16 protein-coding genes are annotated in these 15,601 nt (G+C 55.1%); all 16 read left to right on the top strand.

Annotated features, from left to right (window positions below):
- Positions 1–134: 134 nt before the first annotated feature.
- The 16 genes from tapM to astA all read left to right on the top strand — a co-directional run bounded on the left by tapM (position 135) and on the right by astA (position 15,559).
- The gene (gene tapM / locus ACE1BR_RS11055; protein ID WP_374870208.1) at positions 135–1,199 is read left to right on the top strand and encodes a PilM family type IVa pilus assembly protein TapM; all 1,065 of its coding nucleotides are present in this window, start codon (positions 135–137) and stop codon (positions 1,197–1,199) included.
- Positions 1,187–1,765: a PilN family type IV pilus biogenesis protein TapN gene (gene tapN / locus ACE1BR_RS11050; protein WP_374870207.1), complete on the top strand. Its 579-nt coding sequence runs from the start codon at positions 1,187–1,189 to the stop codon at positions 1,763–1,765. Before tapM ends, tapN begins: the two co-directional genes overlap by 13 nt.
- The gene (gene tapO, locus ACE1BR_RS11045) at positions 1,762–2,361 is read left to right on the top strand and encodes a PilO family type IV pilus biogenesis protein TapO (protein WP_374870205.1); all 600 of its coding nucleotides are present in this window, start codon (positions 1,762–1,764) and stop codon (positions 2,359–2,361) included. Before tapN ends, tapO begins: the two co-directional genes overlap by 4 nt.
- Positions 2,358–2,891, top strand: a complete 534-nt coding sequence (locus tag ACE1BR_RS11040; RefSeq protein ID WP_374870204.1) for a pilus assembly protein PilP — start codon at positions 2,358–2,360, stop codon at positions 2,889–2,891. The genes tapO and ACE1BR_RS11040 overlap by 4 nt, the downstream gene beginning before the upstream one ends.
- Before the next feature lie 16 nt (positions 2,892–2,907).
- Positions 2,908–5,148 carry a type IV pilus secretin PilQ gene (locus ACE1BR_RS11035; RefSeq protein ID WP_374870202.1) on the top strand — a complete coding sequence of 747 codons (2,241 nt, stop codon included), beginning with the start codon at positions 2,908–2,910 and terminating at the stop codon, positions 5,146–5,148.
- A 191-nt stretch (positions 5,149–5,339) separates the two neighbouring features.
- On the top strand, positions 5,340–5,858 hold the full coding sequence (gene aroK / locus ACE1BR_RS11030; protein WP_033137564.1) for a shikimate kinase AroK: 519 nt from the start codon (positions 5,340–5,342) through the stop codon (positions 5,856–5,858).
- A 14-nt stretch (positions 5,859–5,872) separates the two neighbouring features.
- Positions 5,873–6,955, top strand: coding sequence for a 3-dehydroquinate synthase (gene aroB, locus ACE1BR_RS11025; protein WP_374870199.1), 1,083 nt, complete (start codon positions 5,873–5,875; stop codon positions 6,953–6,955).
- Complete coding sequence (locus tag ACE1BR_RS11020) at positions 6,945–8,528, top strand: SPOR domain-containing protein (protein ID WP_374870197.1); 1,584 nt, start codon at positions 6,945–6,947, stop codon at positions 8,526–8,528. Before aroB ends, ACE1BR_RS11020 begins: the two co-directional genes overlap by 11 nt.
- 70 nt (positions 8,529–8,598) lie before the next feature.
- Positions 8,599–9,471 carry a Dam family site-specific DNA-(adenine-N6)-methyltransferase gene (locus tag ACE1BR_RS11015; protein WP_374870195.1) on the top strand — a complete coding sequence of 291 codons (873 nt, stop codon included), beginning with the start codon at positions 8,599–8,601 and terminating at the stop codon, positions 9,469–9,471.
- Positions 9,472–9,658: 187 nt separating this feature from the next.
- Positions 9,659–10,333: a ribulose-phosphate 3-epimerase gene (gene rpe / locus ACE1BR_RS11010; RefSeq protein WP_182932776.1), complete on the top strand. Its 675-nt coding sequence runs from the start codon at positions 9,659–9,661 to the stop codon at positions 10,331–10,333.
- Positions 10,320–10,988: a phosphoglycolate phosphatase gene (locus ACE1BR_RS11005; protein ID WP_374870192.1), complete on the top strand. Its 669-nt coding sequence runs from the start codon at positions 10,320–10,322 to the stop codon at positions 10,986–10,988. The genes rpe and ACE1BR_RS11005 overlap by 14 nt, the downstream gene beginning before the upstream one ends.
- Positions 10,989–11,029: 41 nt before the next feature.
- Entirely contained in the window at positions 11,030–12,034 is a 1,005-nt protein-coding gene (gene trpS / locus ACE1BR_RS11000) for a tryptophan--tRNA ligase (RefSeq protein WP_033137570.1), read from the top strand.
- Positions 12,035–12,151: 117 nt separating this feature from the next.
- Positions 12,152–12,367 carry a hypothetical protein gene (locus tag ACE1BR_RS10995; RefSeq protein ID WP_374870190.1) on the top strand — a complete coding sequence of 72 codons (216 nt, stop codon included), beginning with the start codon at positions 12,152–12,154 and terminating at the stop codon, positions 12,365–12,367.
- 21 nt (positions 12,368–12,388) lie between these two features.
- On the top strand, positions 12,389–12,970 hold the full coding sequence (locus tag ACE1BR_RS10990) for an aminodeoxychorismate synthase component II (protein WP_374870188.1): 582 nt from the start codon (positions 12,389–12,391) through the stop codon (positions 12,968–12,970).
- A 276-nt stretch (positions 12,971–13,246) separates the two neighbouring features.
- Positions 13,247–14,464, top strand: a complete 1,218-nt coding sequence (locus ACE1BR_RS10985) for an aspartate aminotransferase family protein (RefSeq protein ID WP_374870186.1) — start codon at positions 13,247–13,249, stop codon at positions 14,462–14,464.
- 75 nt (positions 14,465–14,539) lie between these two features.
- Positions 14,540–15,559, top strand: coding sequence for an arginine N-succinyltransferase (astA, locus tag ACE1BR_RS10980; protein ID WP_374870184.1), 1,020 nt, complete (start codon positions 14,540–14,542; stop codon positions 15,557–15,559).
- Positions 15,560–15,601: the final 42 nt, after the last annotated feature.

The following is a 15,601-nucleotide window of genomic DNA, read 5'->3' as shown; positions in this document are numbered from 1 at the left end:
GCGAGGTGGGTCACTTTTCGGTATAAACTTTATGACATTGATAGTTGGAGCATTTAGGATGGATGAAGCCGTCCTCTGATGGGGTGTCCTACACTCAATCCAGGAAGAAAACCCAATAACGCATGGATGTGTATATGTTTGGGCTATTAAACAAGGGATCCCTCCTCCCGCTGGTGGGCATTGATTTTGGTAGTCAGACCATCAAGGCCGTCGCCCTTAGCGGACGTCCCGGTAAACTGCATCTTGACGCTGTTGCCGATATTGCTACCCCGAAGGGGACGCTGGTAGATTATCAGTTGCAAGATATCGAGCGCGTCAGCCAATCTCTCAAAACCCTCAAGCGTCTCATTCCCGTTAACAGTGATTTTGCTGCCACAGCGGTGACCGGTTCCAATGTCATCACCAAGGTCATCCAAATTGATGCTCGTCTTGGCGAGAAAGAGCTGGAAAATCAGGTGCAGCTTGAGGCTGAACAGATCATTCCTTTTCCCCTGGATGAAGTGAGTCTCGATTTCGAAGTCTTGGGCAATAGCAGCAATAATGAGGAGCGTCAGGATGTCCTGCTGAGTGCCGCACGGACAGAGAGCGTCAATGGCAGGGTTAGTGCACTGGCTGAGGCGGGGATCGCGGTTAAGGTCGTCGATGTCGGCGCTCATGCGTTGGGTCGTGCCGTGGTGGCCTGCTTGCCAGAAGTGAAGGAAAGTGAACGGCCTGTCGGGGTCATCGATATTGGTGCCAGCGCCATGACATTTGCGGCTTTAGTTAAAGGGGAGGTGATCTATTCCCGTTTACAGAACTTTGGCGGCGATCAATATAGCCAGGCCCTCTCTTCTTTTTATGGCATGACGCTGGATGAAGCAGAACAAGCCAAGACCAAAGGTACCCTGCCTGTTGATCATGAACTGGATGTGTTGATGCCCCACATTAATGCCTTGTTGCAGCAGGTGCGTCGCAACATCCAGCTTTTTTGCAGCTCGTCCGGTTATCGTGAAATATCAAAACTGGTGTTGACGGGAGGCGGCAGTCTGCTGCCTGGCTTGTTGGTGCAGGTCAAGGATGAGGTCAATTGCGAGGTGTTACACCCGGATCTGTTCGCGCTGTTTGGTAAACCCAAAGGTGAGGTCGAGCTGGTGCATGGTGCGAAATACATGACCGCTTTTGGGTTGGCTCTGAGGAGTTTCACACCATGTCAAATATAAACCTCCTGCCTTGGCGTGAAGCCAAATCCCTGCGACAAAAGAAACAATTTGGGGCCTTGCTGGGGCTTTTTGTGTTGGTCACTGTGGTATTGAGCTTTGTTGCTGACTGGTTGGTTGAACGTCAGATAGGTGCCCAGCAGCAACGCAATCAGCGGTTGGTACAAGAGATGACCATTCTCGATGCGCAATTGGGTGAGATTCGTTTGCTCAAGGAGCGTCGCAAAGAGCTGATCGACAGGATGCAGCTTATCGAACACCTGCAAATGCGTCGTAATGTGCCCGTTCGCTTATTCAACCAGCTACCTTCGCTGGTGCCTAACGGGGTCTATCTCAATACCCTCGCCATGCAGAACAACATTATCGATGTGAACGGCAAGACCGAGGCGTATGGTCGGGTGGCCAGTATGATGCGCCGGATCGATGGCTCCGGTTGGCTGGGCCAGTCGAAGATCAGCACTATTTTTGCCGCAGATGTTGCGCCTGTTTCGCTGAGCCAGTTTTCCATGATGTTCCTGATCGCCAATAACGCCGTGGCTGCAGGGGATGTGGCCAAGGAGAGCAAATGAACCTTCAGCAACTCAATGAGCTTGATCTGAATAACATTGCGAGCTGGCCAAAATGGGCCAAAGGAATATTTATCCTGTTTTGCTGTGTACTGACTGGTGGTGCAATTTATTACTACGTGATTGCCAACTCCTTGACTAATTTGACCCAGGAGACAGCCAAGGAGGCTGAGTTAAAATCCCAGTTTGAAAGCAAGGCGATGCTGGCGGCCAATCTGGGGGCTTACAAGGTACAAATGGTGAAACTGGAGCAGATGGTTGATACCCAGCTCAAGCAGCTACCAAATACCCATGAGGTGGCTGGTTTATTGGACGATATCAGCTTTATAGCAACAGATAACGGCCTGAAGCTCAATCGCATCAACTGGGAGCCCGAGATCAAGCACGAGTTCTCGACCGAGTTGCCAATGCGGATCGAAGTTGTGGGAAATTACCATGAGATTGGCAAGTTCACAGCTGACATGGCGGCCTTGCCCCGTATCGTGATCCTGGATTCCTTTACTCTGGGTCAAAACAAGGATGCGGGAGACCTGATTTCGATGTCGATGCTGGCCAAGACTTATAAGTACAACGGTAAAACAGTGGAGCAGAAACAATGAGACGTATCTGCTGGTTGTTCCCTGCTCTCCTGCTGGCGGCGTGTGGTGGCCAGGAGGATATGGATACTTATATTGCTCAGACCAAGGCAAGACCCCCTATTCCTATCGAACCCTTACCTGAGCTGAAGCCCTTTTCTCCCATGCACTATCAGCAGCGAGAGCTGCGCAGTCCTTTTATGATGCCGCAACCAGAGGCGAGTACCGGGATTGAAAGCAGTGCCAAGCTAAAGCCTGACTGCGCTCAGAGTGTGATGGACAGGGAGAAAGAGGTGTTGGAAAACTACCCGCTTGCCAGCCTGTCCATGCAAGGGTCGTTAGGTAAAAAAGGCCAGTTGTGGGCATTGGTTCGTACCCCCGATGGTCAGTCGATGCGGGTAGGCCTCAACCAGTATATGGGGCTTGATCAGGGCAGGGTCATCAAGATTACTGCCACTGCAGTGGATTTGCTGGAGACCATTCCGGACGGGAAGGGGTGCTGGGTAACGAGAGAAACCCAGCTGGCGATGGCCAATGTGCAAGAAAAACAATAATCAGGGACGAACAGCAATGAGAACAACCGTCGATCGTGTAACCAAAGTGGCTTTGCTGTTTTGCGCCAGTGCCTTTAGCCAGGCATGGGCTGTGGCAACCTTGCAAGAGATAAAGGTCAATCCGCTGCTGGCGGATCAGTTGCAGCTGGAGCTTAGTTTTAGTGAACCGGTCACCGGGTTTACCGATCGCCTCTCTTATCAACCTAATCAGCTTTTACTGCATGTTCCTGGTGCCGTGGGGGCACTGAAGGTGAATCCGTTGCCGATCCTGCAACAGGGAGTTGACAATATCAAGGTTGAAGGGAAGGGCGCTGGCTTGGATATCAAGATCGCCCTCGATCAGCTGGCGCCTTATCAGGTTCAGCAGCAAGGCAGCAAGTTGCTGGTTTCTCTAGGTGAGGGCGCATCGTCTTCGTTGATCAATGGGGAGAGTGCCTTGCTCGTTCCGGCGGCCACAGCAACTAGTTCTTCCCCGGTTCCTGTTGTTGCCCCATCGGCACTCATCAACTCCCAGGTTGTTGCCAAGTCCATGCCGATAGTTCCCGTATCATCACCGGTTGCTGCTCCTGCGGTCCCCAAACCGGTGCTCAACGATTATCAGAGTCGTGCTGGTAACAATGGTGCCTATTTCAACTCGGTTACCGGTGTGGATTTTCGTCGCGGCAAGGATGGCCAGGGTGAATTTCTGGTAACGCTGGACAACAGTTCGGCGGCTGTTGATGTGAGCAGCCGTGGACAAACCGTGTTGGCAAAATTCCATGGTACTCGTGTACCGGATGGCTTGCTTAATCTGATCAATGTACAGGATTTTGCGACTCCGGTATCTCAGGTCGAGGTATCCCGGCAGGGGAGTGATACCCTGTTTGAATTGTCGATCAATGGCCAGTTTGATTACCGTTACGATCAGGCTGAGAAGCTCTTCATTATCGAGGTGAAAAAGCGCACTGCAGCCACGGCTGGCAAACAGTACCAAGGAAAGCCGATTTCATTGAACTTTCAGGATATTCCTGTGCGAACCGTGTTGCAGTTGATCGCCGATTTCAACAATCTCAATCTGGTGACCACCGACTCTGTAGCGGGGAATATCACGCTGCGGCTGGATGGGGTGCCCTGGGAACAGGCACTAGACATTATTTTGAAGGTTCGTGGGTTGGATAAACGACTGGACAACAATATTCTGCTGGTTGCTCCGGCAGAGGAGATCGCGACTCGCGAGAAGCAGCAGCTGGAGAGTCGCAATCAGGTCGCTGACCTGGCACCGCTTTATACCGAATATCTGCAGATCAACTATGCCAAAGCCTCGGAAGTGGCCGCCTTGCTATCGTCCCAGAGTACCAAGCTGCTGTCATCCCGTGGGGCCGTGAGTGTGGATGAGCGTACCAACGTGTTGGTGGTCAAAGATACGGCGGATGTGATTAGCAGCATCAAGAGGATGCTGGATATCCTCGATATTCCGGTCAAGCAGGTCGTCATTGAAGCACGCATGGTGACTATCGACGACGGTTTTGATGAGGCGCTTGGCGTGCGTTGGGGGGTGACCAAGAATGATGGTCATGGCAATAGCACTTCGGGTTCTATTGAGGGGAATGACAGTTCAGGTAATGGAAATTTAATTACTGGTACGAAGAACATTGATACAACGATGGCTCGTCCGACGGCCGATGATCGTCTGAACGTCAACCTGCCGGTGACCAATGCTGCAGGTACATTGGCATTTCAGGTTGCTCGTCTGGCAGATGGTACCTTGCTGGATCTCGAGCTGTCGGCACTGGAGAAAGAGAGCAAGGCCGAGATTATTGCCAGTCCGCGGGTGACTACGGCTAACCAGAAACCGGCGCTGATCGAGCAGGGTACCGAGATCCCCTATGTGGAATCCTCTTCCAGCGGGGCGACCTCGGTCACCTTCAAAAAAGCGGTGTTGAGCCTGAAAGTGACACCACAGATCACGCCAGATAATCGGGTTATTCTCGATCTGACCGTGACCCAGGATACCAAGGGTGAAACAGTGCCGACCGGTACTGGTGATGCTGTTTCCATCAACGCCCAGTCCATCACCACTCAGGTGCTGGTCAATAATGGCGAGACGCTGGTGCTCGGCGGTATCTATCAACAGACTATCAAGAGTGATGTCACCAAGGTGCCGTTGCTAGGCGATATTCCCGGATTGGGGGCCTTGTTTCGCAAGACCACCAGTGAGAACAAAAAGCGGGAATTGCTGATTTTCGTGACGCCCAAGATAGTCACCGACGCCTTTTGAATGCTTTACATGTGAGGGCAAAACACATATAACCTTACGCCCCAATGAGGCTGGGGCGTGAGGGCTGCGGTTGCCAGTCCCGATATCTATTGAGATAATCCCCCTCCTGATCCATCGCAAGATAAGGTTCATAGGTACCCCGGTCCAGTATTTATCGGGGTCGTACAGTTTGTAATTACTAACGAAAAGACATGGCTGAGAAACGCAATATTTTCCTGATAGGTCCCATGGGTGCGGGCAAGAGCACCATAGGTAGACATCTGGCAGAACAACTGCATATGGAGTTTTTCGACTCAGATCATGAGATAGAGCGCCGCAGTGGTGCTGATATCGGCTGGGTGTTCGATGTTGAAGGCGAAGAAGGTTTTCGGATTCGCGAAGAGAAGGTGATCGGCGAATTGTCAGAGCAGCAGGGTATCGTGCTGGCGACCGGTGGCGGTGCCATCAAAAGTCGCGAAACCCGCAACAAGTTGTCTGCTCGTGGCATCGTGGTCTACCTCGAAACCACTATTGAAAAGCAGCTGGCGCGCACACAGCGAGACAAACGCCGCCCTCTGCTACAGACCGAAGAGCCGCCGCGTGAAGTGCTCGAGCGTCTGGCACAAGAGCGCAACGCCCTGTATGAAGAAGTGGCAGACTTTGTTATCCAGACGGATGATCAGAGCGCAAAAATCGTTGCCAATCAAATTGTAAAGCTGATCGGTATGTAATCTAGAGGGCGTCCATGGAACGGTTGAAGGTCGAATTGGGTGAACGCAGCTATCCCATCGAGATAGCTGCCGGATTGTTGCAGCACCCAGAGGTGCTGGCATCAACCATCAAGGGCAAGCGGGTGATGATCGTGACCAACACGGTCGTAGCTCCGCTCTATCTTGAACGGGTAACAGCACTACTCTCCGGTTTTCAGGTTGAACATCTGATCCTGCCGGATGGGGAAGCGTACAAAAACCTGGCGACCTATGAGCAGATCATGTCTGCTCTGCTTGCAACCAACCATGGGCGTGATACCACACTGATCGCTCTGGGGGGCGGTGTGATCGGGGATGTGGTGGGCTTTGCGGCAGCAAGCTATCAACGTGGCATTCCTTTTATCCAGATCCCGACCACTCTGCTCTCCCAGGTTGACTCTTCTGTCGGTGGTAAAACCGCTGTCAACCATCCTCTCGGCAAGAACATGATTGGTGCTTTTTATCAGCCCAAGCAGGTTGTTATCGATACTCAGTGTCTGAGTACCTTGCCTGCTCGCGAATTTGCTGCGGGAATGGCCGAGGTGATCAAGTACGGCATCATTTGGGATGCTGATTTCTTCAGCTGGCTGGAGCAGAACATGATGCGTCTGCAACAGCTGGAATCTGCCGCGCTGGCCTATGCCATTAAACGTTGCTGCGAGATCAAGGCCGATGTGGTCGGGCAAGATGAGACCGAGCACGGTGTCCGTGCGCTGCTCAATCTGGGTCACACCTTTGGTCATGCCATCGAGGCCGAGCAAGGCTATGGTAATTGGCTCCATGGCGAGGCTGTGGCGGCTGGTACCATGTTGGCTGCGTATACGGCATTGGCCCGTGGCGATATGAGCGAAGCGGACGTCACTCGGGTTCGAGCTCTGCTGTTGGCTGCCAATTTGCCGATCAAGGCGCCTGCAGAGATGGATTTTGCCGCCTTTATTCGCCATATGCGCAGGGATAAAAAGGTGCTGGAAGGCAAACTGCGTCTGGTACTACCTGTCGGGATTGGGCATGCCCAAGTGGTTGCCGATGTCTCCGATGCTGCATTGATGGCGGTGATCGAGTCTGGTCGTGACGAATAAACTGCTAAACCTTCCTTCCCAGCGGCAGCTGGTTGACCGGCTGCTGCATCTGATTGAATTCAACCATCCTTTTATTTTTCTCTCCGGAAAAGCCGGTAGCGGTCGCAGCACTCTGTGTGAGTCCCTACTGGGCAAGTTGCCGGAAAAAGTGCGCGTAGTGAGCCTGATTGGTACACCTGCCATGAAAATGGTGGATGTACGTCAATTGTTGTTGCCGCAGGTGGTGGCGCGCCCCCTGTTCAACCCACAGGATGCGTTGGCTGACAGTTTCTTTCGCATGCTGGAGGGGAGCAAGCCTGCCACCCTGCTGCTGATTATCGAGCGCGCTGACCAGTTGCCTGCCGAGTTGCCAGGTGAACTCTGGGCGCTCATCCGGCAAAACGATACCCTGGCTGTTCCCCATCAACTGGCCATTATTGTTTCGGGCAGTGACGGTTGGTGTCGCAGTCAACGAGCACTATTGAAAGGGCGCGCCATGCCCGCCCTTGAGCTGGAAGTGCCGCCACTGAGCCCGCCCGAGCAGCGCATCTTCTTGTATGAAAAAGCCAAAGAGCTCAAGATCCCGGCGACCCTCTTGCCCAAGCCGCAAGTGGAAGAGATCCTGAAAACGGCGAACGGACATCCGTCCACCATCATGCAGTTACTGGAGGATATCATGACCGACAGAAGACCCAAGAAGCGTCAGGCGGAGTTGCCTGTCAAGAAGATTGCCACCCTCATCGCCCTGGTTGCTGGCGCTCTGCTGGCACTGAGCTACCTGTTGCCTGCGTTGTTTGATGGTGCCAGCAAACCGTCGCCGCAGGATCCGGCCCAGACTACTGCGTTGCCTATTCCGGTAGCTGGAGGAGACCCTCTCACCGCCGGTGGCTCGAATGCCAATGCTACTGCGCAAGGGGGGCAAAACAGCGATGTGGCCAGCAATCCCAACGGGGTAGTGAAGGATTGGCAGCCAGATGTGAAAGTGTTGCCGAAATCGGTGGAGGGCGAAACCGTCACCACCGAGTCAACCAATTACGAAGGGCGTCGTGTGGTGATCTCTGATGAGGTCGTGCAAAAGCTGATGACCGAGCCCAAGGTGAGTGGCGCCCTGCCTACCGATGTGGTGGATGAAATAACCGGCAAGAGTCCGAACGAGGTGCCCGCCAGTGGTGCCGTTGCAACCACGGCGCCTGCCAGCACCACCAAGGCGCAGAGCCCGGTGACAACTGCGACGCCTGCGGTCGCCACCACCAAAGCGGCTAACAGCGAGTCTGCTGCAGCGCCCGCCCCCAAGGTTGACCTGACACCGGTTGCCACCCTGAACAAGAAACCACGCAACCACTACAGCATCCAGCTGATGGGGGCGAGCAACACCAAGGCGGTGGATCAGTTTGTTGCCGAGCATGGCTTGGCTGGCAAGGTATGGGTCTATCAGACCAAGTTCCGCGGGAGCCCCTGGTATGTGGTGTTGCAGGGAGATTATGCTGGCTTGGCTCAGGCCAAAAGCGCCATTCGCAAGCTATCTCCCGAGTTGCTGAAAGGGCAGCCCTGGCCCAAGTCGTTTGCACAGGTACAAAAAGAGCTGAAGCAATAGCCTTGATACCGGATAAGGGGGTAGAATCTCCCCCCTTTTTGGGTCTTGCCTTCTTACACACCGGATTTCCATGAAGAAAACACGCGCTTTTTTAAAATGGGCCGGGGGAAAATACTCCCTGGTTGAAGAGATTGCCGAGCGCCTGCCGGCCGGGCGTGTGTTGCTGGAGCCCTTCGTCGGGGCGGGTTCAGTGTTTCTCAACACTGACTATGACGCTTATGTGCTCAATGACATCAATCCGGATCTGATCTGCCTTTACAACCATCTCAAGCTGACGCCGGATAGTTTTATTGCCGAGGCGCGCAAGCTGTTTGTGGCAGAGCACAACCACAAGGCGGCCTATTATCGGCTGCGTACCCAGTTCAATCAGACCGAGACCACCTTCGAGCGAGCACTGCTGTTCCTGTTCCTCAACCGTCACGGTTTCAACGGTCTGTGCCGCTACAACAAGAAAGGCGGTTTCAACGTTCCGTTCGGTTCCTATAAAAAGCCCTATTTCCCGGAAAAAGAGCTGTGGGCCTTTGCCGAGAAGGCGCAGAAAGCGACCTTTATCTGCGAGAGTTACGCCGATGCCATCAATCGTGCCGAAGAGGATTGGGTAGTCTACTGCGATCCCCCCTACGCGCCGCTCTCCACCACCGCCAGTTTTACCAGCTATGCCGCAGGCGGGTTTACTCTGGATGATCAGGCGATCTTGGCGCGATTGGCTCGCCACACCGCTGCCCACAAGGGGGTGCCGGTGCTGATCAGCAACCACGATATCGAGCTGACGCGTGAGCTTTATCGTGGCGCTCGTCTCGACGAGATTTTGGTCAAGCGCACCATCAGCCGCAACGGCGGTACCCGCAACAAGGTGGCCGAGTTGTTGGCGCTTTATCCCCCCGGCATCGAGCCGGAGCAGGGCTACTACCCCAGCGATAGCGACCTGCTCTCGCTGACATAAAACACAATGCGGCACCCGAAGGTGCCGTTTTTATTGTCAGAGGGTCGCTCTTCCGGGGAGCCGGGTGAATTGCCAGGGGCGAAGGGGAGGGCTACAGCCCATTTCCCCTGCATTCGAGTCGTTTTCGTCGGTCATTTACGTTAAAATTGCGCCGCTTTTTCTCCCTGGCTGCCAATGGATGATGCTGATGAAAGACTTTCTGATTGCCCCCTCGATCCTCTCTGCCGATTTTGCCCGTCTGGGTGACGATGTAGCCAAGGTGCTGGCTGCCGGTGCCGACGTGGTTCACTTCGACGTGATGGACAACCACTATGTCCCCAACCTGACCATCGGCCCCATGGTCTGTCAGGCGCTGCGTGACTTTGGTATCGAGGCCCCCATCGACGTGCACCTGATGGTTAAGCCGGTGGATCGCATCATTCCTGATTTCGCCAAGGCGGGTGCGTCCCTCATCACCTTCCATCCGGAAGCCTCCGACCATGTTGACCGCTCTTTGGGCCTGATCAAGGAGATGGGCTGCCAGGCGGGTCTGGTGCTCAATCCGGCCACCTCGCTCTCCTGCCTCGAGTATGTGATGGACAAGTTGGACGTGATCCTGCTGATGTCGGTCAACCCGGGCTTCGGTGGCCAGAGCTTCATCCCCGGCACCCTCGACAAGCTGCGTCAGGTGCGTCGTCTGATCAACGAGAGCGGCCGCGATATCCGTCTCGAGATCGATGGCGGGGTAAAGGTCGACAACATCCGTGAAATTGCCGAAGCGGGTGCCGACATGTTCGTTGCCGGTTCTGCCATTTTCAGCCAGCCTGACTACAAGGCTGTGATTGACCAGATGCGTGCGGAGCTGGCTCATGTCACACGCTGAGCGTCCCTTTGATCTGGTGCTGTTCGATCTGGATGGCACCCTGATCGACAGTGCCGCCCAGCTGGCGCTGGCGGTCAATCTGACTCTTACCGATCTGGGTCTGGCGCAGGCTGATGAAGCTGTGATCCGTACCTGGGTCGGCAATGGCGCCGACAAGTTGATCCAGCGGGCGCTCGCCTATCGCGAAGCGGATCCCGAGTTGTTTACCAAGGCCCGCCCGATTTTTTTCCAGCACTACAACGCCTGCTTGCTGCAGGGGTTGGCCATGTATGACGGGGTGGCGCAGAGTCTGCGTCGCCTGCAAACCCTGGGCTACCAGCAGGCGGTCGTGACCAACAAGCCGAGCGACTTTGTCGCGCCTATTCTGGATGCTCTTGGCATCAGCGATTGCTTTTCGCTCTGGCTTGGCGGCAATTGCGTGCCGGTCAAAAAACCGAGCCCGGAGCCCTTGCTGCATGCTTGCCAGGAGTTGGGGGTGAGCCCGGCTCGCACCCTGATGGTGGGTGACTCCGAAAATGATGTGCTGGCGGCCAAGGCGGCTGGCATGAAGGTGGTGGGGCTCACCTATGGCTACAACTACGGCCGTCCCATTGCCGACTCCCAACCTGATTGGGTGTTCGAACACTTTTCCCAGCTCGATGCGCTGCTGAGCTAAGCGCGCGCCGGACTGGCTGAATAACAAGGATTACTACTCTCATGACCAAACCAATCGTATTGAGCGGGGCGCAGCCCTCCGGCCAGCTGACCATCGGCAACTACATGGGCGCGCTGCGCCAGTGGGTCAACATGCAGGATGAGTATGACTGTCTCTACTGCATCGTCGACCTGCACGCCATCACCACCCGTCAGGATCCGGTTGCCCTGCGCAAGGCTTGCCTCGATGCGGCTGCCCTCTATCTGGCGGTCGGTATCGATCCCAAGAAGAGCACTGTTTTCATCCAGTCTCACGTGCCGCAACACGCCGAGTTGGGCTGGATCCTCAACTGCTACACCCAGATGGGTGAGCTGTCGCGCATGACCCAGTTCAAGGACAAGTCTGCCCGTTTCGAGAACAACGTCAACGTCGGCCTGTTCGGTTATCCGGTGCTGATGGCCGCTGACATCCTGCTCTATCAGGCCAATCAGGTTCCGGTTGGCAACGACCAGAAGCAGCATCTCGAACTGACCCGTGACATCTGCACCCGTTTCAACAACCTGTACGGCGAAGTGTTCACCCTGCCGGAACCCTTTATTCCGACCGAAGGGGCGCGGGTGATGAGCCTGCAGGATCCGACCAAGAAGATGTCCAAGTCTGATGACAACGAGGCCAACTTCATCGGCTTGCTGGAAGATCCCAAGCAGATCGTCAAGAAGATCAAGCGTGCGGTGACCGACTCCGACGAGCCGGCTGTAGTGCGTTTCGATCCGGAAAACAAACCGGGTGTTTCCAACCTGCTGACCCTGATGTCTGGCGTCACCGGTCGTTCCATCCCCGAGCTGGAGCAGCACTTCGAAGGCAAGATGTACGGCCATCTCAAGACCGAGACTGCCGAAGCGGTCGTTGCGCTGCTGGAGCCCATTCAGGCGCGTTTCCACGCGTTGCGTCAGGATGAGGCCCATCTGATCGCGATTCTGGCCGAAGGGGCACAAAAGGCACGCGAAAGAGCTGAAAAAACCCTGACCAGCGTATATGATGTAGTCGGCTTCGTTCCTCGAGCCTGACATACTGGGAAGGTGTAGTAGAAGAGAGCTGGGTATTTGCCTGGCTTTCTTTATTTTCTGCCTGGCTATTTTGTTTAATTTTTAATTTCAACCCGGGTTATATCCCCAAGAGTAAGCATGTCTGTTCAACCAAATATTTCAGCTGAAGAGCTGAGTGACAAAGGTCACTGGCTACGTAAATTTCGCAAGGCGAAAAACCTCAATACCCTGCAGTTGATGGTCTCCAATGCCATCGATAAGCACCATAAAACCCCTGCTGTGGCTGCCGCCATCTATCTGGCCGAGTGTCAGCGTGAACGGGAAATGGAACAGGGTCGTTTTCTCGATCGTTAATTCTCCGTTGTTGGTTATCTCATGCTGTTGTTGATCGATAACTACGACTCTTTTACCTGGAATCTGGTGCAATATTTCGGTGCCCTGGGACAAGAGGTTGTGGTCAAGCGTAATGATGAACTGACGTTGGATACCATAGCGCAGCTATCGCCTCGCTATCTGGTTATATCTCCGGGACCTTGCACACCCAATGAGGCCGGGATTTCCCTCGATGCCATCACCCATTTCGCTGGCAAGCTGCCTATTCTCGGTGTTTGCCTCGGTCACCAGTCGCTGGCGCAGGCGTTTGGTGCCCGTGTGGTGCGTGCCCGTCAGGTGATGCACGGTAAAACCTCCCTGATCCGCCATCGGGGTGAGGGGGTATTTTGTGGTCTCAAGGATCCCCTGCGCGTCACTCGTTACCACTCGCTGGTGGTGGAACGCGACACCTTGCCGGAGTGCTTCGAAATGACGGCCTGGAGTGAGCATGCCGATGGCTCGTTTGACGAGATCATGGGGCTGCGTCACAAGACGCTCAACATCGAGGGTGTACAGTTCCATCCGGAGAGTATTTTGAGCGAACAGGGTCATTTGCTACTGGCCAATTTCCTGACCCGTTCATAGAAAGTTGTGATCGCCTTCTCAAGTTAGAGAGAAGGCAAAAAAAATTTCTCTGACACTTTATTCACCCCCCTCTCCTGCCCAAATTATCTCTTGCCAATCCCCCCTGAGTCGTTATGCAATGCGGGTGCCTAAAATATCAGGGGCAGTCGAATATTGTTCCTTACAGGCCCTCTTGTTACAGACTTTTTACTTTATTTCTGTGATAATTTCGTCGCGTTTACACGGATTTAACTTTTGGCGGCGGATTATTCTGCCGCCGAATCGAAGGAGAGTTATATGTCAGAGTTGTTGGCAGTGACACGTGAAGTGTTTGATGAAGTGATGGTTCCCAACTATGCGCCCGCCAAGATCATCCCGGTGCGTGGTGAAGGGTCACGTGTCTGGGATCAGGAAGGGCGCGAGTATGTCGATTTTGCCGGTGGTATCGCGGTCAACGGCCTGGGTCACTGTCACCCCAAGCTGGTCGAGGCCCTGAAAACCCAGGGTGAGAAGCTGTGGCACCTCTCCAACGTGATGACCAACGAGCCGGCACTGCGTCTTGCCAAAAAACTGGTCGCCGCCACCTTTGCTGACAAGGTCTACTTCTGCAACTCCGGCGCCGAGGCCAACGAGGCTGCCCTCAAGCTGGCCCGTCGCTACGCCATCGAGAAGTTCGGTGAGCAGAAGACCCAGATCATCGCCTTCAATCAGGGATTCCACGGTCGCACCTTCTTTACCGTCAGCGTCGGTGGCCAGGCTGCCTACTCCGATGGGTTTGGCCCCAAGCCTGGCGATATCACCCATGTTCCCTACAACGATCTGGCCGCGCTGACTGAGGTGATCTCCGACAACACCTGCGCCGTGGTGATGGAGCCATTGCAGGGTGAGGGGGGCATTATTCGTCCCTCCGACGAGTTTGCCAAAGGGGTGCGCGAGCTGTGCGACAAGCACAACGCCCTGCTTATCTATGACGAAGTGCAATCAGGTGTTGGCCGTACCGGTGACCTCTACGCCTATATGGGTCTGGGCGTTACGCCGGACATCCTCACCAGCGCCAAGGCGCTGGGGGGTGGTTTCCCCATCGGCGCCATGCTGACCACCGATGAAATTGCGGCTCACCTGAAAGTGGGTACTCACGGCTCTACCTACGGCGGCAACCCGCTCGCCTGTGCGGTGGCGGAAGCGGTGATCGATGTGGTTAACACTCCAGAGGTGCTGGCTGGCATCAAACTCCGCGAGCAGCTGTTCCGCGACGGGCTTGAGGCCATAAATGCCAAATACCACTGCTTTAGCGAAATCCGCGGCAAGGGTCTGCTGCTGGGCGCTGCGTTGAGCGAGGAGTACAAGGGGCAGTCTCGCGACTTCCTGCTGGCCTCCATCGACCAGGGGTTGATGGCACTGGTGGCCGGTACCAATGTGGTCCGTTTTGCCCCCTCGCTGGTGATCCCGGAAGCGGACATCAAGGAGGGGCTAGCTCGCTTCGAGAAGGCGGTTGCCCAGGTGGTTAACGCCTGATCCAAATTGAGGTGGGGAGCCCTCCCGGCAGGAGCCGGGACCCCACCTGTTGTCAATGAAAGGGAGTTGTCATTTATGTTGGTTATCCGTCCCATCGAGCAAAAAGATTTTGCCGGGCTCAAGACCTGTGCCATCGAGTCTGGCACCGGCATGACCTCGTTGCCCGTCAACGATGAGCTGCTGCAGCGCAAGATTGACGCCTCTACCCAGACTTTTTCCGACAAGCCCGCAGGCAAAGGGGATTGCCTCTACTTTTTCGTGGCCGAGGATCTGGAGACCGGCGAGATGGTGGGCACCTGCGCCATCGACGCCGCGGTCGGTCTTTCCCAGCCGTTTTACAACTACCACATCGGCAAGGTGGTGCACTCCTCGCCCAAGCTTGGCATCTACAACGTTGTTGAAACCCTGACTCTCTCCAACGATTACACCGGCAACTCCGAGCTCTGCACCCTGTTTTTGCGCGAATGTGCTCGTGAAGGGCTCAATGGCCGCCTGCTTTCCAAGCACCGCTTTCTGTTTATGGCCGAGCATCCGGAGCTGTTTGACGAGACCGTCTTTGCCGAGATGCGTGGCGTATCCGATGCCAACGGTCACAGCCCATTTTATGAGTGGCTGCAGACCCACTTCTTCTCGATGGATTTTCCCACCGTCGACTATCTGACCGGCATCGGCAAGAAGCGCTTTATCGCCGAGCTGATGCCCAAGTACCCCATCTACGTCAATCTGCTGAGCAACGAGGCGCGCGCCGTCATCGGCCAAACCCACGAGAAGACCCGCCCCGCCATCAAGATGCTGCAGGATGAGGGCTTCGTGAATCGTGGCTACGTCGATATTTTCGATGCGGGCCCCACCGTAGAGTGCGATGTGAAGAATATCCGCAGTGTGCGCCGCAGCAAGAAGCTGCGTGTGCTGGTGGGTGAGCCCATCGGTGGCAAAACCCACCTGCTCTGCAACAGCCGTTTCGAGCAGTACCGCGCCTGCTACGGCAATATCCGGGTCGATCTCGACAAGCACGAAGCCATTATTCCGCCCAAGATGGCGGCGGCACTCAAGGTGCAGGATGGCGACATGGTGCGGGTGGTTGACCTCGACTGAGGCAGACAGAACAAGCAAACCGATTATCAGACAGGCAGCCGA

It is taken from the genome of Aeromonas sp. MdU4 (assembly GCF_041929505.1).
Taxonomy (GTDB): Bacteria; Pseudomonadota; Gammaproteobacteria; order Enterobacterales; family Aeromonadaceae; genus Aeromonas.
The sequence above is the reverse complement of the archived record's forward strand: the minus strand, read 5'-3'. Positions and strand labels throughout refer to the sequence as shown.

Excerpts from the sequence above, each read along its gene's own strand:
- ACE1BR_RS11040 (WP_374870204.1), top strand. The coding sequence starts at position 2,358 with ATGAGACGTATCTGCTGGTTGTTCCCTGCTCTCCTGCTGGCGGCGTGT.
- rpe (WP_182932776.1), top strand. The coding sequence starts at position 9,659 with ATGAAAGACTTTCTGATTGCCCCCTCGATCCTCTCTGCCGATTTTGCC.
- aroB (WP_374870199.1), top strand. The coding sequence starts at position 5,873 with ATGGAACGGTTGAAGGTCGAATTGGGTGAACGCAGCTATCCCATCGAG.
- astA (WP_374870184.1), top strand. The coding sequence starts at position 14,540 with ATGTTGGTTATCCGTCCCATCGAGCAAAAAGATTTTGCCGGGCTCAAG.
- ACE1BR_RS10995 (WP_374870190.1), top strand. The coding sequence starts at position 12,152 with ATGTCTGTTCAACCAAATATTTCAGCTGAAGAGCTGAGTGACAAAGGT.
- ACE1BR_RS11005 (WP_374870192.1), top strand. The coding sequence starts at position 10,320 with ATGTCACACGCTGAGCGTCCCTTTGATCTGGTGCTGTTCGATCTGGAT.
- ACE1BR_RS10985 (WP_374870186.1), top strand. The coding sequence starts at position 13,247 with ATGTCAGAGTTGTTGGCAGTGACACGTGAAGTGTTTGATGAAGTGATG.
- tapN (WP_374870207.1), top strand. The coding sequence starts at position 1,187 with ATGTCAAATATAAACCTCCTGCCTTGGCGTGAAGCCAAATCCCTGCGA.
- trpS (WP_033137570.1), top strand. The coding sequence starts at position 11,030 with ATGACCAAACCAATCGTATTGAGCGGGGCGCAGCCCTCCGGCCAGCTG.
- tapM (WP_374870208.1), top strand. The coding sequence starts at position 135 with ATGTTTGGGCTATTAAACAAGGGATCCCTCCTCCCGCTGGTGGGCATT.
- ACE1BR_RS10990 (WP_374870188.1), top strand. The coding sequence starts at position 12,389 with ATGCTGTTGTTGATCGATAACTACGACTCTTTTACCTGGAATCTGGTG.
- tapO (WP_374870205.1), top strand. The coding sequence starts at position 1,762 with ATGAACCTTCAGCAACTCAATGAGCTTGATCTGAATAACATTGCGAGC.
- aroK (WP_033137564.1), top strand. The coding sequence starts at position 5,340 with ATGGCTGAGAAACGCAATATTTTCCTGATAGGTCCCATGGGTGCGGGC.
- ACE1BR_RS11015 (WP_374870195.1), top strand. The coding sequence starts at position 8,599 with ATGAAGAAAACACGCGCTTTTTTAAAATGGGCCGGGGGAAAATACTCC.
- ACE1BR_RS11035 (WP_374870202.1), top strand. The coding sequence starts at position 2,908 with ATGAGAACAACCGTCGATCGTGTAACCAAAGTGGCTTTGCTGTTTTGC.